Source organism: Achromobacter marplatensis, assembly GCF_002209535.1.
Lineage (GTDB): Bacteria > Pseudomonadota > Gammaproteobacteria > Burkholderiales > Burkholderiaceae_B > Achromobacter > Achromobacter marplatensis.
Genome location: NZ_NJIG01000024.1, coordinates 37,154 through 63,022 on the forward strand (window position 1 = coordinate 37,154; position 25,869 = coordinate 63,022).

Here is a 25,869-nt window from a genome sequence, read left to right on the forward strand (position 1 = left end):
AGCGGGTATCGCCGCCGGCGCGCTTGATTCCGCGCAATCCGGTGCCCGGCATTGTAGTGCCCCCGCCCCGGGTAAAACCGATGGGCGCGCGGCAGGCCCGGGGCGGTACGATCCGGGTTTACACCTAGGAAACTCAGCGCATCCAATCGCGTGCCCGCCCCGTATCTGCTCATGACGGCCACACAAAAGGAGATCGTCATGAAATTGCTAGCCTCGATTGCCATCACCTGCTCTGCCCTGACCCTGTCGCCCACGTATGCCGCCGACGTCATGGTTGGCGGACAGGCGATGATGCCCTCGAAGAACATCGTGGCCAATGCGGTGAACTCCGCGGACCACACCACGCTGGTCGCAGCGGTAAAGGCCGCGGGCCTGGCGGACACGCTGCAGGGCAAGGGCCCGTTCACGGTGTTCGCCCCGACCAACGCCGCGTTCGGCAAGCTGCCTGCCGGCACGGTCGATACCCTGGTCAAGCCTGAGAACAAGGCGACGCTGACCAAGATCCTGACCTACCACGTGGTGCCCGGAAAGTTGGATTTCGACGCGCTGGCCGCCAAGATCAAGAAGGGCGGGGGCTCTACCGAACTGACCACCGCCAGCGGCGGCAAGTTGTGGGTGATGATGAACGGCAAACACAACCTGACCCTGAAGGACGAAAAGGGAGGCGTGTCCACCATCAGCACCTATGACGTCTACCAGTCCAACGGCGTGATTCACGTCATCGACACGGTGCTGATGCCGAAGTGATTGCGACGGCAAACCGGCAGAGCAAATGCCCGGCCATCGCGCCGGGCTTTTGCCGCCGGCCGCGGTTCCGGTATCGTAGGGACCTGACCTGTCCCCATCCATTCGGAACCGCCGCCCCCCATGCTTGCGACCCTGCGCCGCCGTTTGCCATCCGTACTGTTGTATTCGCCGCTGCTTGCACTGGCGCTGACCCTGGCGCCGTCCGCCCTCCGGGCGCAGACGGCCTCGCAGTTGGACCATGCCTATCAAACCGAACTGCAGACCGACAACGAGGCCTTGCGCGCCCGCATTCAACAGCTTCCGCCTGCCATGCAGGAATTGAACGCGCAGGTGTCCGCGGCGTTGCGCGCAGGTGACCGCCAGCAAGCGCAGCGTCTGGGCGAAGAGATGGCGCGCAGGGACCCGCGCAATGCGGATGTCCTGCTGTTCCTGGGCAAGCTGCAAAGCCAGCAGGGCAATCCCGCCGCCGCTCAGGACCTGATCGACCAGTCCATCAAGCTCAACCCCGACAATAAGTGGGCCTACATCAACAAGGCTGGCGTGCAAGCCGAACGGTCCGATTTGCCTAACGCGTTGGCCACCACGCAGGAACTGACCCGACGATTTCCCGACTGGAGCATTGGCTACAACCTGCAGGCCTCGTTGCTGGACGCCTTGGACCGCGAAGCGGAAGCACTTGCCGCCTATCAGAAGGCCGTCGCGGCCAAGCCCGCCAGTGCGTTGATCCTGACCAATATGGGCAATCTGCAGCGCCGGCTTGGCCGTCTAGGCGACGCGCGCTTGTCCTATGAAGGCGCGCTGCGCCTGCAACCCGGATACCCGCTGGCCGAGTCCGAATTGAACAGCATGCCGAAGTGAGCCCGCAATGCCTGGAAATCCGATGACACGCCGGACGCTGATCCTGGCTCTGGCCGGCCTGACCGTTGCCCCACTGCGCGCCATTGCCTCGCCCGGACGCGATGCGATCATCCGGCAGGTGTATGGGGGGCCGTCCGACACCCTGGCCTATACCAGCCAGCATGCGGCCCTGATGCGCCGGCTGCGCGTGCTGTGGATGCCCGTCGAGTCCGGCGCGCCCACCGTCGATTTCGAGCAACCGCTGCTGGGCGGCGCCGACACGCTGGCCCTCGCCCGCAACGCGCTCAAGACCACGGACGACGCGCTGGCCGTTCGCCGCCTGGCGGAAGTTTGCCGTCTGCTGCCACGCTACGTAGGGTCTCTTGGCATGCTGCACCCCGGGCGCTACACCGTGCCGGCCGAAATGAAAGAGGCGTTCGACTTCCCGGAAAGCGGTGTCGACGCGCAAGGCGAGTTCACGCTGCAACAAGCGCATCTGACGCTGCTGCGCGCCGCGGTCTGGCGCGAGGTGGATGCGACGTCGCTGCAGGCCGTGCTGCGTGAAGGCGAACGCTTCTGGCCGATGCCGTACATCGACGGCAAACGGCCGTACGGGGATGCCAGCTACTACCAGATCGACATCGCCCGCTTGCTGGGCGAGCCCTACCCGGTGGACGCCAAGGGTTACGCCGTGGTCGACCCCGTCAAGGATGCCAGACTGAAGCGGCTGCATTACGAAACACTGGCGGCGTTGCAGGTCTTCCTGATCCACTCCACCGCGAGCAAAGCGAAGCGATAGCCCCCCTGTGGCTAGGCGCGGTGGATGAAGCTGCGGATGTCGTCCGCGATCGGCACCACCGCCAGCAGCGTCAGTAGCAGCGCCAACGGCCAGGTAGACCCGAAGCCGAAATGGAAGAACGAATAGGCGCCGGTCACGCCGCCCACGAAGAACAGCGTCACCATCAGGCTCAGCACGATCAACTTCGCGCGGTCTGCCCGCACGGGCGGCATGGTCTGGGCATCGCCCTTGGCCACATTCCAGTAAAACAGCTTGCCCAGTTCAATGCCGATGTCGGTCACCATGCCCGTCACGTGCGTCGTGCGGATCTCGGAGCGCGACACCTTGGTGATCATCGCGTTTTGCAGGCCCATGATGTAGCACAGCAGCATGACCGTGCCCGGCACGTAGAACCAGCGCAAGGTCTCCAGGTTGGCGCCCAGCAGCCCGAAGCCCAGCAGCAGCGCGGCTTCGAGCAACAGCGGCAAGGCGTATTCGCTGGCCAGATGGGAGCGTCGGCCGAAATTGATCAGGAACGCGGAGCTGGCCGCGCCGGCCAGAAAGGAGAGCAATGCGGCCAGGCCTTGCAGCACCACGATCATGCCGCCCAACGCCATGTGGTCGGCCATCATCGAAACGATGCCCGACATGTGCGAGGTGTATTGCTGAACGGCCAGGAAACCGCCGGCATTGACCGCCCCGGCGGTGAAGGTCAGGAAGTAGGCAAGATGCCGGTTGGCTTGCGGGCTGCGGCTGACGGCCGTCAACCGCCGCAAATACGGAATGGCCACCCTTGTTCCTTCAAAACAGGATCGTTGAACGTCACAGCGAGAACTCCCGAAGGTTGGCGACGCGCTCGGCCAGACCCTCGGCCCCTAGATAATGGCCCAGTTTGCCCGCACGCACACCGCGCAGGTCTTCCTCGTAGCTATTGGCCATGGAATCCCGCACGTCGGCGTAAGCGGTTTCAATGCCTGTTCCGCAGGCCTGGGCGACCAGGCGCGCGGCCTCGGGCGATCCGCAGGCCACGCAGCGCGCCACGCCCAACGCGTCGGCGACGGCGCCGTGGGCGAGCAGCCCCTGAACCAATTGGAGCGAAGGCTGGCGGTCGAAACGATGGGTCGCCGTGGGGCTGACAGGGGCGCCGGCTTGCAGCAAGGCGTCGGCCGCCGCATAGGCATGCTGCATCAACGCGACTTCGACTGGCTTGGCGCTGCCGCGCAGGGGCAGATCAAAGGACATGCCCTGCTCGGCCAGTTGCCGCACCAGCGCCGCATCATCGTGGGCCAGCGCGTGCTGCAGGGCCAGGCTGGCCAGGCCCGGTGATTCAAGCAGCGTGCCGGCGGCCAGCGGGCCGCGCCAGTCCACTCTCGCACGCAGGTAGAACGCGGTCACCTTGTCCGCCAGGGCCTGCGGCATGCCGTGGTTCGAGACCCGTTCGTCCAGGTACTCCAGCACGCGCACGCCGGGGCTGTCCTCGTCTTGTTCCGGGTCCGTCTCAAGGCATAGCGCGGCAAATGCCGCGTGCAGGTCCGGCGCGATGGTTGCGATGCCGTCCTGCTGCAAGGCATGGGTCCAGCCCGGCAAGCCTTTCTTCCACGCCACGATGCTGCCCGCGCGCGGGCCCGGTTCGACGGTGACATAAATTCGGTCGCAATACTCGAAACCACCGATGGGCAGATAGCGCAGCTTGCCGTTCCAGGCTTCGCCGTCTTCGTCGGCAGCCTCTTCGGCGCACGCTTGTTCGTGTTCGATCCACCCTTGCAGATCGCGGTAGTGGTCGCTGCCGTCATAGAACAATTCGGCCCAGCTCAGCGCCTCTTCATTGCCGTCCATTGTTGCGCGCAGATCGTAGGCCAGCTCGCCGCCCGCGGTCAGGCGCCACAAGTCGCGTAGCGCGTCCGGCAAGGGGCCGGCGCAGGCTGCTTCAATTTCTGCGATGCGCGTCTCGGCCAAGGGCGGCTGCACGGAGATCAGGACGCGATCCGCGAATAGCGCAATGCCATGCTCGCGCAGCGCGCGGGATTCATCGGGGGAAAAGGAGTCGCTCATGGGAAATCTTCGGAGTTGCCGCTGCAAAGATTCTACTAGCCCACTACCGCGCAGATGCCGCCCCCGCCGTGACGCTTGCCACGCCAATGCAATTTAGCGGCAAAGCTGGACCTGGAGACGTCTGTCGACGCTTGGTCCCCGGTCCAGTCCTGAACGCCGCCGCGCTTATGCCTCGCCCGATTCGGCCAGTTGCTTGCGCCGGAATTCGCCTTGGCGCACATGCATCCAGCCGGGATATTCGGGCGGCAGCGCACTGACCTTGTCCAGCGCGGCCAGTTCGTCCTGCGTCAGCTTGATGCCGGTGGCGGCCAGGTTGTCGTCCAACTGATCGACACGCTTGGCGCCGATGATGACGCTGGTCACCACCTGCTGGTGCAGCAACCAGGCCAAGGCCACCTGTGCGACCGACACGCCGCGCGCATCAGCGACCGTTTTCAGGACGTCGATGCTGTCATAGGCGCGGTCGCGGTCGACCGGCGGGAAGTCGAACGCGGCGCGGCGGCTACCGGCTTCTGCCGACCCGTCGCGGCCGTACTTGCCGCTGAGCAGGCCGCCAGCCAGCGGGCTCCACACCATCAGGCCCACCCCTTCGCTTTGCAGCATGGGGACCAGTTCGCGTTCCAGGTCGCGGCCCGCGATCGTGTAATAGGCCTGCAGCGATTCGAAGCGCGCCAGTCCCAGGCGTTCGGCGATGCCCAGCGCCTTCATGATCTGCCAGGCGGCCCAGTTGGAAACGCCCACGTAGCGCACATGGCCGTGCTGCACCAGGGTGTCCAGGGCGCGCACGGTTTCCTCGACCGGCGTCGCCGGGTCGAACCCATGGATCTGGTACAGGTCGATATGGTCCAGCTGAAGGCGCGACAAACTCTTCTTCACGCTGTCCAGGATGTGCAAGCGCGAATTGCCGCGCGCATTCACGCCGGCGCCGGTCTGGCCGAAGACCTTGGTGGCGATGACCACGTCGTCGCGCGCCACCTTCAGGTCACGCAACGCCTGCCCGGTGATCATTTCCGACCGGCCTTCGGAGTACACGTCCGCCGTGTCGATGAAGTTGACGCCCGCATCCAATGCCCGACCTACCAGCCGGTTCGCGTCCTCTTGTTGCAGGGCGCCGATCTTGCTCCACAGCTCGCCTTCGCCGCCGAAAGTCATGGTGCCCAGGCAGAGTTCCGAGACGAACAGGCCGGTGCTGCCAAATTTCTTGTACCGCATGATTGCACTCCTTCTGGGGGCAGCCGGCCTGCACGCCCCGGGATGGAGCGCCGGACGCTGGCTTGCCGGGGTGGAGACAGTATGCGTCCGGAAGGCCGACCGCGCGCTGCTTGATCCTGCCCCTTTTTTGCCTGATTCTCTGGCAGTAGCGGCAGAGGATCAGGCATGCGCCCGATCCTCCAAACTTTTTGCCCATTTCTCCACACCCCGAAATCACGACTGTCCAGCCCGCCGTTGCTGGGCATACACTGGAGCCCGCTTAATCCTCTGCTCCGCCGGCCGCCCGCGCGGGCGGCACGCCTTCAGGAGCCTCCATGCCTATTACTACCGTTCGACCCGGAGATTTCGCCAGCGCCGCCCCCCTGGACATCGCCTACGAGCCGGCGCGGCGCGAGCTGCTTTGCACGCTGGACCGGATGACGGGGGATTTGGAGGGATCGCTGGATACGCCCATCGAGGGCCTGTACCTGCACCGCCTGTCCCAGCCCACCGGCGCCAAACCCGGCTTGCAGAAAGCCGCGCTGGCGGTCATTGCCCAAGGGTCCAAGCGCGTCTTGATCGGTGACGAATCCTATGAGTACGACCCCTTCCACTACCTGATCTCGTCAGTAGACCTGCCCGTGGTGGCCAAGGTGTCGGTCGCCAGTCCCACCCTGCCGTATCTGGGCCTGCGCCTGGATCTGAACCCGGAAGAGATCGCGGAACTGATCAGCGACGAGAATCTGCCGCCGCTGTTGCCGGCCGAAGCGTCGCGCGCGCTGTGCGTCAATCCGCTGGGCGGGTCCCTGCTGGACGTCGTGCTGCGGCTGCTGAGGCTGCTGGACACCCCGCGCGACATCCCCATCCTGGCGCCCATGGTCAAGCGCGAACTGCTCTACCGCCTGCTGATGAACGGCCAGGGCGTGGTGCTGCGCCAGACGGTGCTGCAGGACAGCCAGCTCAACCGTGTGGCCAAGGCCATCCGCATCCTGCGGGACAACTACGCCCAGCCGCTGCGCGTGGAGGAGATCGCCCGCGACGTGCACATGAGCGTGTCGTCGCTGCATCACCACTTCAAGCAGGCCACTGCGATGAGCCCGCTGCAATACCAGAAGCACCTTCGGTTGCAGGAAGCGCGCCGCCTGATGCTGAGCGACGACGCCGGCGTCGCGTTGGCCGCGCACGCCGTGGGGTATGAGAGCTCGTCGCAGTTCAGCCGCGAATACAGCCGCCTGTTCGGCACGCCGCCGCTGCGCGACAAGCAGCGCTGGAAAGAGGAATCGGCCGGCGCGCCGGCCTGATCCGGCGAGCGTCGGCAAGCGGCATTGCCCGCAGGCTTTCCGCCTGGGGACGTGGCGGGCGTTATATGCTCCCCGCTACGTCCCATTATCAGAACAGCGGAAAGTCCATGCACGACTTGAATGATCTCTATTACTTTGTCCAGGTCGTCAGGAACGGCGGCTTCGCGCCGGCCGGGCGCGCCCTGGACATTCCCAAGTCACGCCTAAGCCGCCGCATCGCCCTGCTTGAAGACCGCCTGGGCGTGCGCCTGATCCAGCGGTCCACTCGCACCTTCGCCGTGACCGAACTGGGCCAGGAATATTTCGACCAATGCTTGTCGATGCTGGCCGGCGCCGAAGCCGCGCAAGACGTCATCGACCGGACCCATGCCGAGCCGCAAGGCACCATTCGCATGAGCGCGCCGCCCGCGCTGATCTATTACTTCCTGGGCGATGTCGTGGCGCGCTTCATGGAAAAGTGCCCCAAGGTGCACGTGTACCTGAAGAGTTTTTCCCGCCCGGTCGATGTGCTGCGCGAGGGGTTCGACCTGGCGGTGCGTGTGCGGTTCGGACCGATCGAAAGCAGCGACCTGGTGATGAAGCACCTGGGCACCAGTTGCCAGACTCTCGCGGCCAGCCCGGCGCTGGCGCGCACGCTGCCCGCCGGCGCCGACGTCAGCCAGATCAGCCAACTGCCCACGCTGGCGCTGGGCACCGAGCAGCGCGAATGCCAGTGGCGCCTGGATGGCCCCGAGGGCGCCCGGCAGAACGTGCCGTTCGCCCCCCGCCTGGTCACGGACGACATGCTGGCGCTCAAGCAAGCCACGCTGCGCGGCGTGGGCGTAGCGGCCCTGCCCCTGATGATGATCCGCGACGAACTGGATGCGGGCACGCTGGTACCGGTCGGGGCGCCGTGGTATCCGGAGCCGGGCGCCGTCCATGCCGTCTTCCCCTCGCGGCGAGGGCTATTGCCCGCCGTGCGCGAACTCCTGGATTTCATGAACGCGGAGTACCGTGAGAGCGCCCGGCGCGAATACGAGACCCAGCAACGCCACGGCATTCCCTTCCTGAAAAGCGGTCTCTCGTCGTCCGATTTATAGAACACTGAGGCGCGAAAATCCCGTCTACCGGGCTTATTGGCTTGTATTTAGAATTCTGTTCATGCACTCACGTGTTCAACCCCGCGCCACACCGCGCACCACGACCTGACGACATAACGGAGCAAACCATGACCAAACCCTATGTGAAGCTGGATAAGAACGAAGCCGCCGTCCTGCTGGTTGACCACCAGGCCGGCCTGCTTTCCCTGGTGCGCGATTTCCAACCCGACCAGTTCAAGAACAATGTGCTGGCCCTGGCCGACCTGGCCGAATACTTCAAGCTGCCCACGATCCTGACCACCAGTTTCGAAGACGGTCCCAACGGCCCCCTGGTCCAGGAACTGAAGGACAAATTCCCCAAGGCGCCCTATATCGCCCGCCCCGGCAACATCAACGCCTGGGATAACGAAGACTTCGTCAAGGCCGTCAAGGCCACCGGCAAGAAGCAGCTGATCATCGCCGGCGTGGTCACCGAAGTGTGTGTCGCGTTCCCCGCGCTGTCGGCCCTGGAAGAAGGCTTCGACGTGTTCGTCGTGACGGATGCCTCGGGCACCTTCAACGAAGTCACCCGCAACGCCGCCTGGAGCCGCATGGAGCAAGCCGGCGCGCAATTGATGTCGTGGTTCGGCGTGGCATGCGAACTGCATCGCGACTGGCGCAATGACGTCGAGGGCCTGGGCACCCTGTTCGCCAACCACATCCCCGACTACCGCAATCTGATGGCTTCCTACTCGGCCAACCGGTCGGCCAAGTAATCACGCCCTGCCCCTCAGGCCGGACGCAAAATAATTGCGTCCGGCCTGCATCCGATGTGGCCTCCCGCGTGTAGTACCTGTACCGGCGCGCATCGTGCGCGCCGTCTACAGGCACTTTCACGCCGCTGGAGACCGCTCATGAAGACCCAACGTTCGAATCGCATTCCCACCGTTGCCGGCCTGTTCGCCGTGTCGCTCCTTGCCGCTTGCGGCTCGATGAGCGCCAAGTCCATGGCCTACTCGCAGACCGACCTTCCCGCCAGCGTCCAGGTGCCCGCGGGCAACAAAGTGGCCTGGGAAACCGTAGGCGTGGGTGAAATCACCTATGAGTGCCGCGCCAAGGCCGACATGAAAAGCCAGACCGAATGGGTCTTCGCCGGCCCCAAGGCGGTCTTGAACGACCGCCAGGGCAAGCAAGTGGGCTCCTACTACGGCCCCCCGGCCACCTGGGAAGCCATGGACGGATCCAAGCTGACCGGCACGCAAGTAGCGGTTGCGCCATCGGGCGACGGCAACCTGCCCTATCAATTGGTGAAGGCCAACCCCGCCGTAGGGGCCGGCGCGCTGACGGGCGTGACCTACATCCAGCGCGTGGCGCTCAAGGGCGGCGTGGCGCCGAAGACGCCCTGCACGCCCACCACGCTGGGCCAGAAGAGCCAGGTGCAATACCAGGCCGACTACATCTTCTGGAAAGCGAACTAAAAGCCCCGCCCGGGCCGGCCGCATGCGGTCGGCCCGGGCGGCGTCAAGGGAGTCCGGTAAGATGGCGCAACCGACCACCGTGCGTACCCTGTCCGCACGGCCGCCCACTTCCCGCTCCCGCTCTCGCATGCCGAACCGCCTGACCCCGGATTTCGATTACGAAGCTGCCATCAAGGAGTGCGCCGCCGGCCGCCGGCCCGCACTGGAAGCCCTTTACCGGCAAGAAGGCCCGCGCCTGCTTGGCGTGGCCCAACGATTGCTGCGCGACCGCGCTTGGGCCGAGGACATCGTGCATGACGCTTTCGTCAGGATCTGGAAACAGGCAGGCAGCTTCGACGCGTCCCGCGGGTCGGGGCGCGGCTGGGTCTACAGCATCACTCGCAATCTGGCGCTGAACGCGCTGCGCGACACCGCGCGCGAGACCGGCGTCGATGAAGATACGGCTGCTGCCCTGGATGCCCGCGACGCCATCGAAGCCTGGCACGATACGCGCGACGCCTTCGACTGGCGCGCCAGCGCCGGCCAGATCGGCCCGTGCCTGGAGCAATTGGAGCCTGTACGCCGCAACTGCGTACTGCATGCGTATGTGGAAGGGTTGTCTCACAGCGAGATCGCCCAGCGCCTGGGGGCGCCGCTCGGCACCGTCAAAGCCTGGATCAAGCGCAGCCTGCAAGCGCTCAAGGAGTGCCTGGCATGAACGCCGCCCACGAATCCCCCGATAGCCTGGACGACCTGGCGGGCGAATATGTGCTGGGCACCTTGTCTGCCCAGGCGCGCCGCGAGGTACAAGCCCGCCTGCCGCACGACGCCGCATTGCGCGATGCCATCGCCCGCTGGGAAGAACGGCTGCTGCCGCTTGCGAACCTGTCCGCCCCCGTGGAACCGCCAGCCAGTCTTTGGCCGCGCATCACCCGCACGCTCGATGCGGAAACCGCCCAGCGCCAACCCTCCCGCGCACGCCCCACGTCCAGCCTTTGGGACAGCCTGCTCTTCTGGCGCAGCCTGGCCGCCGGCGGCATGGCCGCAGTGCTGATCCTGGGCAGCACGCTGGCGCTGCAGCCAGCACCCGCCCCGGGGGCTGCGCAATATGTGGTGGTGCTGGTGGCGCCGCAATCGCAGGCGCCGGGCTGGGTGGTGCAGGCTCAGGCCGGCCAGAACGCCGTGCAACTGGTGCCGCTCGCCGCCACCGAAGTCCCGGCGGACCGCGCGCTGGAATTCTGGACCAAGGCCGACGGTTGGGCCGGCCCCGTGTCGTTGGGCCTGATCAAGCCCGGCGAGGCGGTTCGCATCCCGCTGGACAAGCTGCCGCCGCTGGAGCCCAATCAGCTTTTCGAGCTGACGCTGGAACCCAAGACGGGTTCGCCGATCGGCAAGCCCACGGGCCCCATCCAGTTCATCGGGCGCGCGGTCAAGATGCTGTAGAAAGTGCGCTCCGGGCGCAGTGGCCCGGACGCGCAAGCGCTTACTTCTTGCGCAGGAAGGGATACGCCTGCTGCGCCAGGAAGGAGCCCGGCATGTCGTTATCCAGGATGCCGTAATTCTCGGGCAGGCGCTTGCCGACGCCGCGCACGGCGGTGCCGAAGATATAGTCGATGAACGAGAAATGCGCGGCGTAGTTCTTGTCGATCGCTTCCGTATCCGACGAATGGTGCCAGTGATGGAAGTCAGGTGTCACGATGATGTAGCGCAGCCATCCCCACGGCAGCTTCACGTTGGAATGGATCAGCACCGCCTGGAAACCGACAATGATGATGTAGGCGTCCAGCACCGACTTCGAAAAGCCCAGCACGAACAGCACGCCCAGCACGGCGACACGCGTGATCAGCAGTTCGACGATATGCAGGCGCGAGCCTGCCAGCCAATCCAGCGTGCGCGTGCTGTGATGCACCGCATGGAAGCGCCACATGACCGGCACCTCGTGATACACCCGGTGCGCCGCGTACTGCGCAAGATCAGCCACCAGCACCGCCACGAACAGCTCCAGCAGATACGGCATGGACTGGATCGCGGCTTGCAGCGGTTCGTAGGCCGCCCACGAAAACAGGCGGTGGATGAAGAAGTTGATGCACAGCAGCACCGCCCCCACCGACAGGTGGTTGAACAGGAAGTGCTTCATGTCCACCTGCCACTCGCCGCGAAACACTGGCTGGCCCGGGTAGAGCGGCGTGAGCTTCTCGAAAATGATGAAGACCGTGCTGGACGCCAGCAGATCCAGGATGAACCAGTCCAGACCCAGATAGGGGTGATTGCCGGTATTGGTCGTCGTCACCACGATCTGGCTGCCGCCGGCCGCCACGGCGCTGCAGACCAGCACGAAGGCGGTGATGTTCAGCCAGCGCTGGCGGCCCAACACGGTATTGGCCAGCGCGATCGAGCCCGAGACAAGCAGCGCGCCGAACAGCAGGGTGCGCATCGCGTCCACGGAGTAGAACGCGCGCAGTTCCGGCGTGGTCAGATAGGCCGGAAAGTGGAAGGCCAGCACGCCCAGTACAGACAGGATCGCCAGGAAGAGCGCGATCACGCCGCTCATCATCCCTGTGCCGGCGTGGATACGTCCGTCCTGTCGGAAGAGTTCAAAGACCTGCCGATAGATAGGCACGCGCTGTTTCATGTCACTTTTATGGCTGACCACGGGGAAGCGAGTGTATCGCCGGGCGGAAACACCCATGTAATGAAACGTGAGCATGCGCGACAGAGTTGCTGTCGCCGCGGGGCGCCTTGCGTAGCGTCAATGCCGGGCGTGTGACGGCAGGTTCCGCGGTTGACAAGGCGCGGGCGTTGGCGTGTCATGGAATTGACGCCGATGCGCGTCGTGCCTGGCGCGACACCGGTCCCGTCAACTGGTATCCAAGAGAGGCCCCAATGTTCCCTGAATATCGCCAACTCATTACCCAGCTGAAATCCGAGAATGCGCATTTCTCGGCGCTGTTCCAACGTCATAACGATCTGGACCAGGAAATCAAGAATATGGAAGACGGCATCGTGCCGAGCTCCGGCACCAACATCGAGGTGCTGAAAAAGGAAAAGCTGCAGTTGAAGGACAAGCTGTACGGTTTGCTGCGTGCGGCGGACCAAGGCGGCGGCTGAGCCGCCTGCACCGTTGACGACGGTTGCGTGCTTCGCTTTTCAGAAACGGAAGTACGCCACCGTCCGTTCGAACCGCATCTCGATACAGGCCGGGCCGCCCCCGGGCAGCTATCGCGGCGTCCGCCCATTGCTTACACCAAGCTGAACGCCTAAAATCCCCTCCCGCATGGGCTCCCGCCTGAAACCCGGAAGAGGAACTTCAAGATGCTGGACAGAGATTTCAAGGATGGCGAGCCGGTCTTGCCGGTGACAGGCTGGGCGATGATGCCCGTCGTGGAATACGATTCGCTGCTGGTCCGCCTGGACTTCATCACGCAAGCCGCTCAATCCCCGGACGAAGCGAGCCGCGGTCGGGTCTACGCGCTGACCTCCGAACAGATCCAGCTGCTGCTGGAATCCTTGCAAACCCAGTTGCGGACATTGAATGCTCCCCTGGTTGCGGCACGCCCGCATTAAGCAGCGCACGCATGGCGCCGCCTGTTAAGCAAAACTGAACTTGGTTTAGGCTATTTAGTTTTTCTAACCTTCTCGCAACGGCTAGTCTGTCGCCCTTTTACAGGGTGATCCATGACAACCGCCTTCATTCCCGGCTTCCTGCTCAGTCTTGGCCTGATCCTCGCGATCGGTGCGCAAAACGCGTTCGTCCTGCGCCAAGGCCTCCGTCAGGAATACGTCTTCGCCATCTGTCTGACCTGCGCGGTGTCGGACGCAATTCTGATCGCCGCCGGCGTGGCCGGGTTCGGACTGGCCGTCGACACCCTGCCCTGGCTGGAACCCGCCATGCGCTATGGCGGCGCCCTGTTCCTGTTCGTCTACGCCGCGCGCAGCCTGCGTTCGGCATTCCGAACGCAGCACGACAGCCTGTCTCCCTCCACCAAACAGACGGCGGGCCTGGCCGCCACGCTGGCCACCTGCCTGGCCTTCACGTGGCTGAACCCGCACGTTTATCTGGACACCGTGGTGCTGCTGGGGTCGATCTCCAGCCAATACGAAGGCGCCAAGACCGCGTTCGCGCTGGGCGCCATGTCGGCGTCGTTCGTATTCTTCTTCACGCTGGGCTACGGCGCGCGCTTGTTGCGGCCCTTCTTCGCCAACCCGAAAGCCTGGCGCGTACTGGACGGCTGTGTCGGGGTCGCGATGCTGGCCATCGGCTTCAAGCTGGTGCTGTAGGGGGCCACGCGACGCGTCATCTACAATCCGATGACGTGCCGGCCTCACCAAGGCGCCGGCCTGCAGCAACACACAGGCAGCATGACTCGCGCGAAAAAAACAGCTTCAACCAAAAGACGCCCGGCAGCCCGGTCCCAATCCAAAGCGGGGAATCGCGCCTATCGATTCCTGCGAGCCCTCCTTCTCTCGTCGCTGGCGAGTTTCGGCGCAGCCACTTATGTCCTGAAGCCGCAATGGCCGGCGCAACTCACCCCGCAAGCCATCCTGGACCGCTTGGGTTGGCCCGCCCAGGAAACCTATGCGCCGGTGGCGGCACAAAACGGCGCGCTGACCCAGACGCGATTTGCGGAATGTCCGCAGTTCTTCCCACGGGGCAACCTGCCTGCGGTCCCCGCGCGTCAGAATTTGCGCGAACTTTGCTTTTCCGGCTTCGCCATCCTGCACAACGGCCAGACCAAGACATCGGTATTCGTCGCCGAACGGCTGAACCGGAAAATGCTGACCCAGGCCCAAGGCTTGCAGCGAACCGACAAGTTCTACGCCGAAGCGCGCCTGCCCAGCGCGGAACGCGCCAACCTGGACGACTACCGGGGATCCGGCTATTCGCGTGGCCACATGGCGCCCGCCGCCGACATGTATTCCAAGGACACCATGGCGCAGAGCTTCTCGCTGGCCAACATGGTGCCCCAAGACCAGATACACAATAGCGGAGCATGGAGCCGCATCGAGCAAGACACGCGCAAGTACGTCATGCGCGCCTCGGGCGATGTCTACATCTTCACCGGCCCCGTCTACGGCGATAAGCCCAAGACGATCGGATCCGGTGTGGCGGTGCCCAGCCATCTCTTCAAGCTCGTGTACGACGCCACGACGGGACGCTCGTGGGTACACTGGCAGGCCAACAGCGCCAGCACAAAGGAAGGCCCGCCGATCACGTATGAAGAGTTTGTGAGACGGACCGGGATGCGGCTGCTGCCCGCAGCGGGGTAGCAGCGGGCCACGCGTGCGCGCAAGGCGCACGCCCCTTTCAGCGACCTGCTGCGCGCTGCTTCAGGCTGGCCGCCAGCTTGGCCAGCGGCGCCTTGGCCGCATCGATGTCCTGCTGCCACGCGGAGCCCGGCTTATAGGCCAAGATGGCCGAAAAGGACTGCGCCGCGACCAGGAACTCCGGATCTTTCAGCGCGGCCTCCAACGCCGCCTGCAAGCGGTCTCGAATCTCGGGCGGCACGTCCTTGTCTACTGCCAACCCCCGATCCGACGGGACGACCACATCAAACCCTTCTTCCTTGGCGGTGGGCACGTCCGGCAGCATGGGCGCGCGCTTGTCGACGAACTGGGCGAGCACGCGCAGCTTGGTCTGCTCTGCGGCCGGGTTGGGCACCGCCGTATGACTGGAGAAAATCATATCGACGTGGCCGCCGATCAACGCGATTTTCGATTGGCCGGTTCCCGTAAATGGCACCTCGGTAAACGCGGCGCCGCTCTCCTGCGTCAAGATGCTCAGTGCCACGCCGCCATTGCTGCCCAATCCGTTCTGACCGATGCTGACGTTGGCACGTCCGGCCTTGACCGCTGCCACCAGGTCCTTCAACGAGGTGTATGGACTGTCGGCGCGCACGACCAACAGCGTCGGGTCGCTGACGACGCGGCCGATCAGAGCGAACTTGTCGGGGTCGTAGGGCGTCGATTGGACCAACGGCATGAAGTTCATGGGAGGCGTATTCACCATCGCGACCGTATAGCCGTCCTTCGCGGCCCGCTGCACATAGGCGTTGGCGATCGCGCCCGATGCGCCAGGCTTGTTCACGATGATGAGGTTGGCGGCGCCCGAGAGGTGCTTCTGCAGGTAAGGCGCCAAGGTGCGGGCCAGCACGTCGGTTTCCCCGCCCGCAGCGAATCCGACCACCAGTTCGATGGGCTTGTCGCCGGGCCAGGCGGCCAGCGCCGGCGAACAGAAGCCCGCAACGGTCAGGATGGCGGCGCGCAGGGCGCCCCGATGAAAGGCGATTGCCATGGTTTGTCTCCTTGAGTTCAGTCTATTTCTTGTTTTGAGGCGTGGGCCCGCGTGCGAGCTAGAGCAGGCAGTCGGGCTGTTGGCGCACGATTGCGTCATAAATGGGCTGAAAGTGCAGCCAGGCCATGAAAGGGGTCGCCAGATGCTTTTTGGAATGCAGGGCAGCTTCCCGGCCGATCAGTTTCAGGGGCTTACCCGTGGCCTCAGCCTTGAGCTGGATTTCGCACGCGCGCTCCGCAGCGATGAACCACCAGGCGGCTTCTTCCACCGATTCGCGTCCGGCCGAAAACAGGCCGTGATTCTGATGGATGGCGATCTTGGCATTTCCGAAGGCCCGGGCCACCGCATGGCCCTTGAGGTTTTCGACCACCACCGCGCCGGCTTCTTCGGTGATCAGGGCCTGGTCTTCGTAGAATCCGCAGGCGGTCTGGGTGATGGGATCGAGTTCGCGGCCCAGCGCGGCCCAGGCCATGCCATGGGTGGTGTGCGCGTGACAGGACGCCACCAGGTCGCGGTTCGCTTCATGAATCGCCGAATGCAGAACAAAACCTGCGCGATTGACTGCCCAGCGTCCTTCCAGCACCGTGCCCAGATGGTCGACCAGCAGCATGTCGCTGGCGCGGACCCGTCCGAAATCCATCGCGAACGGATTCGTCCAGTACAAATCCGGATGCTCCGGATCCCTCACGGTCACATGGCCGGCGAAGCCGTACTCGTAGCCGAATTTGGCGAAAACCCGGCATACCGCCGCCAGTCTCTGGCGGCGATGCCAGCGCTCTGCCGGGATCGAATCAAACGTGGGGTAGGCGGGAAAGTAGAGGTCTTCCTGTTCGGGACGATAGACCGTTTGCTGGGTGGCTGACATGGGGACTCCTGCAGAAAATGAAGCGTTCCGGGATTCTAGGGAGTGGCCTAACATGGGAGCCAATCACGAAAACGATGCCGGCCATAAAGCCTGCTTATGGAGACGCCACGATGCTGTCCCGGATCCAGTTACGCCACCTGGAAGCCTTCCACGCCGTCATGATGTCCGGTTCGATCACCGGCGCGGCCGCGCTGCTCAACGTCACGCAGCCCGCCATCAGCGCGACGATCAAGCACTTCGAGCAACGCCTGGGTTTTATCCTGTTCCGGCGCCAGGGCGGGCGCCTGGAGCCCACGCCGGAAGCGCGCGCGCTATTGCCCGAAGTGCAGGACATCTTCGGCCGCGTCACCGGCCTGGAGCGCTTCAGCCAAGACCTGGCCGAGGGCATACAGGGGTCGTTGTCGATCGCCGCCAGCTCGCCGATCGCCAATGCGTGGCTGGCGCAGGCGGTCGCCGAATTCGTCGAAACGCGCCCCAAGGTCCGCATCTCTCTGCAGTCGATGGATTCCAACCTGATCGCCGAACGGCTCATCAACGAACAGATCGACCTGGGCGTGGCGTTCACGCAAGGAGACCGCCAGGGCATCGAATCGCTGCGGGTCGGCGGCGCGATGCTCAGCTGTATTTTTCCGCAGACGCATCCGCTGGCGCAGTTGGCCGCGATTTCGATTGAAGACCTGGCGCCCTACCCCATCATCACGTACGTGCCACAGGCCCTGCTCAGGCATCGCCTGAGCGCCTTCATGGACCGCCCCCTGGACATCCGCCTGGAAGTATCGACTTCCATGACGGGCATCGTGCTCGCATTCCATGGAGCCGGCGTGGCGCTGGTGGAGTCCAGCCTGCTTGCCGCATTGCCGATCCCGGGCCTGACGCATCGGCCGCTGGTGCCGGACATCCAGGTGCATAGCCATGTGCTGTGGAGTACGCTGCGCCCCGAGCGGACGCTCTCAAGGATGTTCCTGCAGCATCTGACCGAACGAAACTGCCTGGACGCAGCCTGAGCCCCGGCTTGCGGCGGGGCCCTCGCATGGCCTCTACTCGCGGATAAGCCCGATCGCACGCGAGAACAGCGCACGCTGCTGCTGCAGATAGGCGCCATATTCCGTTGGTCCCAGCACGCTGACTTCTGCGCCCAGGCCAGCTAGCGTCTTGTCCACCTCGGCCCCGTGCTCCGCCACGACTTTGCGCGCAGCCTGATAGAGCTTATCGACCACCTGCGGCGGCGTGCCCTTGGGCGCCATGAGGCCGTAGATCGTGGGGCTGCCCACCGCGTACCCCAGTTCGCGCAACGTCGGCACATCGGGGTAGGCCTGCAGGCGCTTGTCGCTGAACACAGCCAGCGGCCGCAGTCCGCCTGCCTGGATATGCGCCTGCGCCGGCCCCACCGCGGACACCGCAATATCGGTATGGCCGCCAAGCAGCGCCGTCACGGCGGGCGTGCTTCCCTGGAAAGGGATGTGGCGCAGCTTGATCTTCGCTTCCGCGGCGAACGTCTCGCCCAGCAGATGGCTGATGCCCATGGCGCCGGAGGTCCCGTAGGCGATGGCGTCGGGCCGCGCCCGGGCGTCGGCCACCACATCGGCCAGCGTCTTGTACTTGGAGTTGCCCTGCGCGACGATCATCATGCCGCCCAGCGCAATGGCCGCGACCGGCGTGAAGGAGTCGGTGGTGTACTTGATTTCCTTGTTGGCCAACGGCACGACGACGAGTGACCCGGGCGAACTGCCGACAATGGTATAGCCGTCAGGCGCCGCCGCTGCCGTGAAAGCCGCGCCGATCCCGCCGCCCGCGCCGGGCTTGTAGTTCACGATCAGCGGCTGACCCACGTACTGGCCCATCTTCTCCGTGATCGGCCGCAGCATTTGATCGGTATCCCCGGGCGCAAATGGAATCACGAGCTGGATCGGCTTGGCCGGATAGGCCGGTTCGGCATGAACCGGCGCGCTCAGGGCAAGGCCCAGCGCAACGGATGCCAAGACAGCGCCAAAATGGTGGTGCATGGTTGTCTCCCATTATCGTTATGTCCGGCTTGCGCCGTTTACTCGTGATCGACTTGTATGGCCTCCAGGAACCGCGACACCATGTTGTAGGCCGCAATGGTGGCCGTGATCTCCACGATCGCCTTGTCGTCGTAGGCATGGCGAACCGCGTCAAAAGTCGCGTCGCGCACGCGGATCGAACGCGTCATTTCGTCGCAATAGGCCATGGCCGCGCGCTCACCGCTCTCCAATGCGGTGAAATCGCCTGCTTTCACGCCTTCGACCTGATGTTCGCCGCATCCCGCCTGCAGCGCGATGGGCAGGTGCTGCTCGAATTCATAGTCGGCCTCGTTCAGGACCGCCACGCGCAGGATAAGCAGCTCCCTCAAGCGGGGCGGCAGGCTGCTTTTCTGGCGAATGGCCGTCAGGTAGTTCAGCCAGCCCTCGGCCACAGGCGGACTGTTGAGCAGCATTTTGTAGAGATTCGGCAGACTGGAACGTTCGCGCTGAATGCGTTCGACCAGCGGCCGCGTTTCCGGATTCTGAATATCTGCGTAAGCGACTCTTGCCATCGTGACTCCCCCTTGTTGTCAATCGCACCGCGCGCTCATGCCGCCATCGACGATGAGCTCGGTGCCGGTGATGAATCTGGCCTCGTCCGAGACCAGGAAAAGCACGGCGTTCGCCGTGTCCCGCCCATCGCCCATGAATGGCAGAGGGATGCGCTTCTGGCGCTTTTCCAGCAGCGCCTGGACATCTCCCGCTGCCTGTTGGGTCGCCAGGAACGCATCCACCAGCGGCGTGTGCAACTGCCCTGGCAACACCGTGTTGATCCGCACGCCGTGCCTGGCGTATTCCACCGCCGCCACCCGGCCGAACTGCATCACCCCGGCCTTTGCGGCGGCATATCCGACCTGGGGCGCGCCCGTCCAACGGATGGCCGACGTAGAGGAAACATTGACGACCGCGCCGCTGCCTTGCCGCGCCATGAGGGCCAGCACATGCCGGCATGTCGTGAACACCGAGGTCAGGTTCAAGTCGAGCTGCCGCTGCCAATCCGCTTCGGACAGCGCGGTGGCACCGCCCGGAATGGGCCCGCCGACGTTGTTGACCAGGACATCGATGCGGCCGTGCCGTTGGTGCACCGCGTCGACCAGGCGGCCGACCTGGCCGGAATCGCCCACGTCGCAGATGTGGGTTTCGATGTTCCCGCGGAATTCGCCCGCGTGCTCCAACGTTTCGGGCAGGGAGTCCGGTTGCCTGTCCACCGCCATCACCAGAGCGCCCTCCTGAGCCAGACGGACGGCGATGGCGCGTCCGTTGCCCCAGCCAGGTCCCACGCAACCGGCCCCGAAAACCAGGGCGACCTTGCCGGCCACGCGGCCCGGCGGTTTGCTTGTGCTGAGCATGATGCCGTCCTCGCCTAGGGCGTGCTGAGGGTAATACCGCCATCCACCACCAACTGCTGGCCGGTGATGTAGCGGCTTTCGTCGCAAGCCAGGAATGCCACCGCATGGGCGACATCCCAACTGTCGCCCATGCGCCCGGTCGGGACCTGCCCGTGTCGGTGCGCCACGAATCCCTCGTAATTACCGCCCGCATACTTCTGCGCCAGGCGCTCGACCAACGGCGTGAACATCAGCCCCGGCACGACCGAATTCATGCGCACGCCGTCCTTGGCGTAGATGACCGCCGTCGTCGCGGTCATCTGCATCAGGGCCGCCTTGGCCGCCGCATAGCCCACCTGGGGTTTGCCCGCATATCTCAGCCCGGCAATCGATGAGATGTTGATGATCGACCCGCCGCCGGCCGCCTTCATGAGGGGTATGACGTGCTTGCAGCACAAGAACGCGGAGGTCAGATTGACCTGGATTTGATCATTCCAGGACTCCTCGGACATCGTGACGGGGTCACCCGGTTCCGAGCGGCCGACGTTGTTCACCAGGATATCGATGCGGCCATGGGCGGCGAGGCAGGCCTGGACCAGTTCGGCCACCTGCCGCGCGTCCCGGACATCGGCTTGCCGCACCTGGATGTCGCCGCCTTCAGCGGCGATCACCTCGGCGGATTGCCGGGCCGCCTCGATATCGAGGTCGCACCCGTACACCGACGCTCCCAGCCTGGCCAGGACCGCCGCGGTGGCCTTGCCGTTTCCCCACCCGTCGCCGAGCGTGCCACACCCGGTCACCAACGCTACCTTTCCATCGAGGCGAAACATTCGAACTCCCTAGACGATGCCTGATGCACAGACTAAGGCCACGCGGCAGGCGCGTTAAGTTCCAATCCGAACGTTATTGATAGACAAAAAGAATGAATCTGACGACGAGACAACTGAGGGCCTTCGTGCTGCTGGCCCAGACCTTGAGCTTTCACAAGACCGCTGAAATGCTGCACGTCACTCAGCCGACGCTCAGCAAGCTGCTCAAGGAAATCGAAGAAGACATGGGGACGAAACTCTTCGAGCGCAGCACGCGCATGGTGCGCCTGTCCCGCGAAGGGCAGGATATCCTGGAGATCGCCCGTGGCATCACCGCCCACTACGAGCATGGGATGCTGGAGCTTGCCCAGCGCTTGCGCGACCGCAACAACCGCGTCGCGGTGGCCGCCCTGCCGACGCTGGCGGCGTCGCTGCTGCCCCAGTTGCTCAAGAACCTGGCGCAGGCGAACCCGAACGCCCGCATCGACGTGCACGACCCCATCGCCAGCGAGGCCCTGCAATTACTGCGCGATCGCCGCGTCGATATTGCCGTCACCGCGATGGGCGACGAGGGATCGCCCGACCTGCTCTACCAGGAGCTGTTTACCGAGCCCTTCGTGCTGTTCCACAGCCGTCAGGCCAAGCCAGCCATCAAGCATTGGATACCGGCCGAGCTTGCCAAGCTGCCGCTGATCAGCATGCCGCCGGGAACCAGCGTGCACGTACTGACCGAACGCGCCTTCCGGCGCGAATCACAGCCCTTCCACCCGACCTATGCACTGCGAGACCTCAACACCATCGCGCGCTTCGTGCAAGCCAACTGCGGCATCGCCCTGTTGCCGGAATCGTCGTTCGACCATACTGCCCACCGCGGCGTAGCCAAGACCCGGCTGCACGGCGCCTTGTCGCGATCAGTGGGCATGTTCATCCGCCGGGAATGCCGGCCGTCTCTGCTGGTGCGCCAGACCCTGGACGAGCTGCGCCGGCTGGGAGAGGCGAAGCAATGCCAGGGTAAGCCAGCCAAGCGTCTTGCGCCAACAGGTCCAAACTGCTGATCAGCGCCGAGCCAGGCGCCCACCTTACCGGCCGGGCACTGGAATACTGCCGCACCTGGCCCCACCCAGCACGAAGTGACCGTTCGCGGCATCCATTATGTGCAGGGGGACTCTCCCCACGAATCAGTGCGGCGCTACGCGCGTTCCTCTTCAGCCTGCCCGCTTAGGGCACAACACCGGCGTCCAAACGCGCTATGGCAAAATCAGCCCAGGCGCGCCAGACAGGACGAAATGGTTTCTGGCCTGCCTGATTCCAAGAACTGTCCCAGGACGATATGAAAATTCACGGCAAGACCGCAGCGGAGATCTACGACTGCGTGCGCACCCTGGCGCTGTCCCGGCAGTTATCCGCGGGCGCATCCCTGCCGCCCGTGCGGGATCTGGCGGTGGACCTGGGCGTGAACCGCAATACGGTCGCCGCCGCCTACCGGCGGCTTGTCACCGCGGGCATTGCCGTGACGCAAGGACGCCTGGGCACGATCATCCGCGACCCATTCCAGGCCGGCGAACAGGAAGGCACCCTGGCCAATTCCCCGCTGACCGATTTCGCCAGCGGCAACCCGAACCCGGCCTGGCTGCCGGACGCCAACGCCGCGCTGCGCCTGCGTCCCTACAAAACCCGGCTGTATGGCGAGCCCATCATCAATGCAGGGCTGGAAGACCACCTGCGCACATGGTTCCAGCCCGATGCCCCTGCCCGCTTCGAGATCGACCTGACCCACGGCGCGGTGGACGCCATCGAGCGGCTGCTGGGCGCGTATCTGGTCGCCGGCGACAAGGTGGCCGTTGAAAACCCCTGTTTCCTCAGCAGCATCAACACACTGCGGACCATCGGGCTTCAAACCGTCGGCGTTCCCGTCGATGCGCAAGGCATGCAGGCCGACGGGCTGGAGGCGGCTCTGGCCAAAGGCGCGCAGGCCGTCATTATCACGCCGCGGGCGCACAATCCCACCGGCTGCAACCTGAGCGACAAACGGGCACGCGCACTATCGCGCCTGCTGGCCAGGCATCCGGACGTCATGGTGATCGTCGACGACCACTTCGCCCTGCTGTCCAACGCGCCCTACCATTCGCCGATTCCCGACAATGCCTACCGCTGGGCGTTGATCCGTTCCTTCAGCAAGGCGCTGGGCCCTGATGTCCGGCTCGCTGCGGTAGCAAGCGATTCCGCCACGTCCCGGCAACTGCGCCTGCGCCTGGCCACCGGTACGAATTGGGTCAGCCACCTGCTGCAGGACATTGTCGAAGTCCAGCTCACACAGCCCGAAACGGTCGCGCTGCTTACGCAGGCCCGCGCCGACTACGTTCGCCGCCGGAAGGCACTGGAAGACGCCCTGCGCGCCCAGGACGTCGATTTCCTGGCGCAAGGCGACGGCCTCAACCTTTGGGTGCCGCTGCAGACCGACGACCAGGCCATTGCCCTGGCGCTGGCCCGTCAAGGCTGGCTGGTCCGCCACGGAGACGCCTTTTCCGTCCAGGATGCGGTCAAAGGCCTGCGTATCACGATCTCGAACATCGAGCCGGCGCAATGCGCCCGGCTTGCCCAAGACCTCAAGCACAGCCTGGGTTAACCGCCGTTGGCAAGACGTGAGCACTGCCTGCGCCCGAACTTTGTCCTAGGACATATATAATAATAATCCAGGACATGATAGGAACTTGAGCCGGCGCCCCCGTCCCATCCCGCCTTTGTCCCCCACAAGGCTTTGGGATTGCCCGTCTTCGCCGTCCCGAGCCGCTGACCGCCACGCCGTTGGCGTCGCCTCGATACAGGACCGACCATGCGCTTCATCTTCCCCATCGTCATCATCGACGAGGACTTCCGTTCAGAGAACACCTCCGGACTGGGCATCCGGGCGCTTGCCGAAGCGATCAAGACCGAGGGCTTCGAGGTAGTGGGCGCCACCAGCTACCATGACCTCAGCCAGTTCGCGCAACAGCAGAGCCGGGCCAGTTCCTTCATCCTGTCGATCGACGACGAAGAATTCACGCCTGACGCCGAAGACGCCCCGGCGCTGCAGAACATCCGCCTGTTCATCAGCGAGGTACGCCGCCGCAACGTAGATGTGCCGATCTATATCTATGGCGAGACCAAATCGGTTCGCCACATGCCGAACGACATCCTGCGCGAGTTGCACGGCGTCATCCACATGTTCGAGGACACGCCCGAATTCGTCGCACGCCACCTCATCCGTGAAGCCAGGAATTATCTGGACGGCATCAAGCCGCCCTTCCTGAAAGCGCTGCTCGACTACGCGGAAGACGGTTCGTATTCCTGGCACTGCCCCGGCCACTCGGGCGGCGTCGCCTTCCTGAAAAGCCCTGTCGGCCAGGTCTTCCACCAGTTCTTCGGTGAGAACATGCTGCGCGCCGACGTCTGCAACGCGGTGGAGGAACTTGGCCAATTGCTGGACCACAACGGCGCCATCGGCGCCAGCGAACGCAATGCCGCGCGCATCTTCAACGCCGACCACTGCTTCTTTGTGACCAACGGTACCAGCACCAGCAACAAGATCGTCTGGCAGCATCTGGTGGCGCCAGGCGACGTGGTGGTGGTGGACCGCAACTGCCACAAGTCCATCCTGCACGGCATCGTGCTTACCGGGGCCATTCCCGTCTTCCTGCGGCCCACGCGCAACCACCTGGGCATCATCGGGCCGATCCCCAGGGATGAGTTCTCGCGCGAGTCCATCAAGGCGAAGATCCGCGCCCATCCGCTATTGGCGGGGGTGGATGCCGACCAGGTCCAGCCGCGCGTGATGGTGCTGACTCAATCCACCTACGACGGCATCCTCTACGACACCGAGATCATCAAGTCCGCGCTCGACGGCTACGTGGAAGCCCTGCACTTCGATGAAGCATGGATCCCGCACGCCGCCTTCCATCCGTTCTACGGCACGTATCACGCCATGGGCAAGAAGCGCGCGCGGCCGCGCGACTCCATCGTGTACTCCACGCAATCCACGCACAAGCTGCTGGCGGGCATCAGCCAGGCCAGCCACATCCTGGTGCAGGACTCGGCCACGCGCAGGCTTGACCGCCACTTGTTCAACGAGGCCTACCTGATGCACACCTCCACGTCGCCGCAGTACGCCATCATCGCCAGTTGCGACGTGGCGGCAGCGATGATGGAGCAGCCCGGCGGCCAAACCCTGGTCGAAGAGAGCATCATCGAGGCGCTGGATTTCCGGCGCGCGATGCGGCAGGTCGGCGAACAATTCACGGCGGACGACTGGTGGTTCACGGTGTGGGGACCGGACGAACTTGAAGCGGAAGGCATCGGCAGCGCGGCGCAGTGGATTATTTCGGACGCGGGCGACGATGACGCGTGGCACGGCTTCGGCCCGCTTGCCAGCGGCTTCAACATGCTCGACCCCATCAAGTCCACGATCGTCACCCCCGGGGTGGACATGGACGGCCGTTTTGCCGCCGACGGAATCCCGGCGTCCATCGTGACCAAGTTTCTGGCCGAACACGGCGTAATCATCGAGAAGACCGGCCTCTACAGCTTCTTCATCATGTTCACCATCGGCATCACGAAGGGCCGCTGGAGTTCGCTGGTAACGGCGTTGCAGCAGTTCAAGGACGACTACGCCCGCAACGTGCCGATGTGGCGCATCCTGCCGGAGTTCTGCCGGAAGTATCCGCGCTACGAGGAAATGGGCCTGCGCGACCTGTGCCAGCACGTGCACCGGATCTACGCCAAGAGCGACATCGCGCGCTTGACGACCGAGATGTACACGAAGGAAGCAGTGCCCGCCATGAAGCCCAGCGACGCCTATGCGCACATCGCCAATCGCAAGACCGAGCGCGTCGAAATCGACCACCTGGAAGGCCGCATCACCACCAGCCTGATCACCCCTTACCCGCCCGGCATTCCGTTGCTGATCCCGGGCGAAGTCTTCAACCGAAGCATCGTCGATTACCTGAAGTTCTCGCGCGAGCTCAACCGGTCCTGCCCGGGCTTCGGCACCGACATCCACGGATTCGTGGAACTGCGGGACGACGACGGGAACTTGCGCTATTACGTGGACTGCGTGGCCTGAGTGCGCGTCACGCG

The 25,869-nt window shown here is 64.5% G+C and carries 26 protein-coding genes and 1 pseudogene; 17 read left to right on the forward strand and 10 right to left on the reverse strand.

What is annotated here, in order from left to right:
* Positions 1–198 precede the first annotated feature (198 nt).
* The 3 genes from CEY09_RS29330 to CEY09_RS29340 all read left to right on the forward strand — a co-directional run bounded on the left by CEY09_RS29330 (position 199) and on the right by CEY09_RS29340 (position 2,383).
* On the forward strand, positions 199–747 hold the full coding sequence (locus CEY09_RS29330) for a fasciclin domain-containing protein (protein ID WP_088591296.1): 549 nt from the start codon (positions 199–201) through the stop codon (positions 745–747).
* A gap of 120 nt (positions 748–867) precedes the next feature.
* A complete protein-coding gene (locus CEY09_RS29335) occupies positions 868–1,605 on the forward strand; it encodes a tetratricopeptide repeat protein (RefSeq protein WP_088591297.1) in 738 nt (245 codons plus the stop codon).
* A gap of 22 nt (positions 1,606–1,627) precedes the next feature.
* Positions 1,628–2,383, forward strand: coding sequence for a hypothetical protein (locus CEY09_RS29340; RefSeq protein ID WP_167390184.1), 756 nt, complete (start codon positions 1,628–1,630; stop codon positions 2,381–2,383).
* 32 nt (positions 2,384–2,415) lie between these two features.
* Here CEY09_RS29340 and CEY09_RS29345 read toward each other — a convergent pair.
* The 3 genes and pseudogenes from CEY09_RS29345 to CEY09_RS29355 form a co-directional block, all read right to left on the reverse strand.
* Positions 2,416–3,153 (reverse strand): annotated as a pseudogene (locus tag CEY09_RS29345) (YoaK family protein); the annotation flags it as partial.
* A gap of 31 nt (positions 3,154–3,184) precedes the next feature.
* Positions 3,185–4,414 (reverse strand): SMI1/KNR4 family protein, encoded by a 1,230-nt coding sequence (locus tag CEY09_RS29350; RefSeq protein ID WP_088591300.1) that lies wholly within the window; start codon positions 4,412–4,414, stop codon positions 3,185–3,187.
* 165 nt (positions 4,415–4,579) lie between these two features.
* Positions 4,580–5,626 carry an aldo/keto reductase gene (locus CEY09_RS29355; RefSeq protein ID WP_088591301.1) on the reverse strand — a complete coding sequence of 349 codons (1,047 nt, stop codon included), beginning with the start codon at positions 5,624–5,626 and terminating at the stop codon, positions 4,580–4,582.
* Positions 5,627–5,940: 314 nt separating this feature from the next.
* On the opposite strand from CEY09_RS29355, the gene CEY09_RS29360 reads away from it, so the two are divergent.
* The 6 genes from CEY09_RS29360 to CEY09_RS29385 all read left to right on the forward strand — a co-directional run bounded on the left by CEY09_RS29360 (position 5,941) and on the right by CEY09_RS29385 (position 10,864).
* Positions 5,941–6,906: an AraC family transcriptional regulator gene (locus CEY09_RS29360; protein WP_088591302.1), complete on the forward strand. Its 966-nt coding sequence runs from the start codon at positions 5,941–5,943 to the stop codon at positions 6,904–6,906.
* 107 nt (positions 6,907–7,013) lie between these two features.
* On the forward strand, positions 7,014–7,985 hold the full coding sequence (locus CEY09_RS29365) for a LysR substrate-binding domain-containing protein (RefSeq protein WP_088591303.1): 972 nt from the start codon (positions 7,014–7,016) through the stop codon (positions 7,983–7,985).
* Between the two features lie 128 nt (positions 7,986–8,113).
* Positions 8,114–8,740 (forward strand): isochorismate family cysteine hydrolase YcaC, encoded by a 627-nt coding sequence (ycaC, locus tag CEY09_RS29370; RefSeq protein WP_006227836.1) that lies wholly within the window; start codon positions 8,114–8,116, stop codon positions 8,738–8,740.
* A gap of 138 nt (positions 8,741–8,878) precedes the next feature.
* A complete protein-coding gene (locus tag CEY09_RS29375) occupies positions 8,879–9,442 on the forward strand; it encodes a DUF3455 domain-containing protein (RefSeq protein WP_088591304.1) in 564 nt (187 codons plus the stop codon).
* A gap of 127 nt (positions 9,443–9,569) precedes the next feature.
* Positions 9,570–10,139, forward strand: coding sequence for a sigma-70 family RNA polymerase sigma factor (locus tag CEY09_RS29380; protein ID WP_088591330.1), 570 nt, complete (start codon positions 9,570–9,572; stop codon positions 10,137–10,139).
* Positions 10,136–10,864 (forward strand): anti-sigma factor, encoded by a 729-nt coding sequence (locus tag CEY09_RS29385; protein ID WP_088591305.1) that lies wholly within the window; start codon positions 10,136–10,138, stop codon positions 10,862–10,864. Before CEY09_RS29380 ends, CEY09_RS29385 begins: the two co-directional genes overlap by 4 nt.
* A gap of 40 nt (positions 10,865–10,904) precedes the next feature.
* On the opposite strand, the gene CEY09_RS29390 is transcribed toward CEY09_RS29385, so the two are convergent.
* Entirely contained in the window at positions 10,905–12,053 is a 1,149-nt protein-coding gene (locus CEY09_RS29390; RefSeq protein WP_088591306.1) for a sterol desaturase family protein, read from the reverse strand.
* A gap of 251 nt (positions 12,054–12,304) precedes the next feature.
* Between CEY09_RS29390 and CEY09_RS29395 the strand changes: the two genes are divergently transcribed.
* The 4 genes from CEY09_RS29395 to CEY09_RS29410 all read left to right on the forward strand — a co-directional run bounded on the left by CEY09_RS29395 (position 12,305) and on the right by CEY09_RS29410 (position 14,689).
* Positions 12,305–12,529, forward strand: coding sequence for an HP1242/YdcH family protein (locus CEY09_RS29395; protein WP_006227831.1), 225 nt, complete (start codon positions 12,305–12,307; stop codon positions 12,527–12,529).
* 204 nt (positions 12,530–12,733) lie between these two features.
* The gene (locus CEY09_RS29400; RefSeq protein ID WP_088591307.1) at positions 12,734–12,985 is read left to right on the forward strand and encodes a hypothetical protein; all 252 of its coding nucleotides are present in this window, start codon (positions 12,734–12,736) and stop codon (positions 12,983–12,985) included.
* A 111-nt stretch (positions 12,986–13,096) separates the two neighbouring features.
* Positions 13,097–13,699 carry a LysE/ArgO family amino acid transporter gene (locus tag CEY09_RS29405; protein ID WP_006227829.1) on the forward strand — a complete coding sequence of 201 codons (603 nt, stop codon included), beginning with the start codon at positions 13,097–13,099 and terminating at the stop codon, positions 13,697–13,699.
* An 81-nt stretch (positions 13,700–13,780) separates the two neighbouring features.
* Positions 13,781–14,689 (forward strand): DNA/RNA non-specific endonuclease, encoded by a 909-nt coding sequence (locus CEY09_RS29410; protein WP_234818425.1) that lies wholly within the window; start codon positions 13,781–13,783, stop codon positions 14,687–14,689.
* A gap of 37 nt (positions 14,690–14,726) precedes the next feature.
* Here the strand turns inward: CEY09_RS29410 and CEY09_RS29415 are convergent, their stop codons facing one another.
* Positions 14,727–15,713, reverse strand: coding sequence for a tripartite tricarboxylate transporter substrate binding protein (locus CEY09_RS29415; protein ID WP_088591309.1), 987 nt, complete (start codon positions 15,711–15,713; stop codon positions 14,727–14,729).
* A gap of 58 nt (positions 15,714–15,771) precedes the next feature.
* Positions 15,772–16,578, reverse strand: a complete 807-nt coding sequence (locus CEY09_RS29420) for a class II aldolase/adducin family protein (RefSeq protein ID WP_088591310.1) — start codon at positions 16,576–16,578, stop codon at positions 15,772–15,774.
* A gap of 110 nt (positions 16,579–16,688) precedes the next feature.
* Here CEY09_RS29420 and CEY09_RS29425 point away from each other — a divergent pair, with 110 nt between their 5' ends.
* Complete coding sequence (locus CEY09_RS29425; protein ID WP_158218689.1) at positions 16,689–17,582, forward strand: LysR family transcriptional regulator; 894 nt, start codon at positions 16,689–16,691, stop codon at positions 17,580–17,582.
* A gap of 33 nt (positions 17,583–17,615) precedes the next feature.
* On the opposite strand, the gene CEY09_RS29430 is transcribed toward CEY09_RS29425, so the two are convergent.
* The 4 genes from CEY09_RS29430 to CEY09_RS29445 are packed head-to-tail and all read right to left on the reverse strand — an operon-like array spanning position 17,616 to position 20,778.
* Entirely contained in the window at positions 17,616–18,581 is a 966-nt protein-coding gene (locus CEY09_RS29430) for a tripartite tricarboxylate transporter substrate binding protein (protein WP_088591312.1), read from the reverse strand.
* Positions 18,582–18,619: 38 nt separating this feature from the next.
* Complete coding sequence (locus tag CEY09_RS29435; protein ID WP_088591313.1) at positions 18,620–19,132, reverse strand: carboxymuconolactone decarboxylase family protein; 513 nt, start codon at positions 19,130–19,132, stop codon at positions 18,620–18,622.
* A gap of 18 nt (positions 19,133–19,150) precedes the next feature.
* Entirely contained in the window at positions 19,151–19,969 is an 819-nt protein-coding gene (locus tag CEY09_RS29440) for an SDR family NAD(P)-dependent oxidoreductase (protein WP_088591314.1), read from the reverse strand.
* Between the two features lie 14 nt (positions 19,970–19,983).
* Positions 19,984–20,778 carry an SDR family NAD(P)-dependent oxidoreductase gene (locus tag CEY09_RS29445; protein WP_088591315.1) on the reverse strand — a complete coding sequence of 265 codons (795 nt, stop codon included), beginning with the start codon at positions 20,776–20,778 and terminating at the stop codon, positions 19,984–19,986.
* 92 nt (positions 20,779–20,870) lie between these two features.
* Here CEY09_RS29445 and CEY09_RS29450 point away from each other — a divergent pair, with 92 nt between their 5' ends.
* The 3 genes from CEY09_RS29450 (at position 20,871) to CEY09_RS29460 (ending at position 25,855) form a co-directional block, all read left to right on the forward strand.
* A complete protein-coding gene (locus CEY09_RS29450) occupies positions 20,871–21,812 on the forward strand; it encodes a LysR family transcriptional regulator (protein WP_088591316.1) in 942 nt (313 codons plus the stop codon).
* Positions 21,813–22,087: 275 nt separating this feature from the next.
* Positions 22,088–23,383 carry a MocR-like B6 salvage transcription factor PtsJ gene (ptsJ, locus tag CEY09_RS29455; RefSeq protein WP_088591317.1) on the forward strand — a complete coding sequence of 432 codons (1,296 nt, stop codon included), beginning with the start codon at positions 22,088–22,090 and terminating at the stop codon, positions 23,381–23,383.
* Positions 23,384–23,590: 207 nt separating this feature from the next.
* A complete protein-coding gene (locus tag CEY09_RS29460; RefSeq protein WP_088591318.1) occupies positions 23,591–25,855 on the forward strand; it encodes an arginine/lysine/ornithine decarboxylase in 2,265 nt (754 codons plus the stop codon).
* Positions 25,856–25,869: the final 14 nt, after the last annotated feature.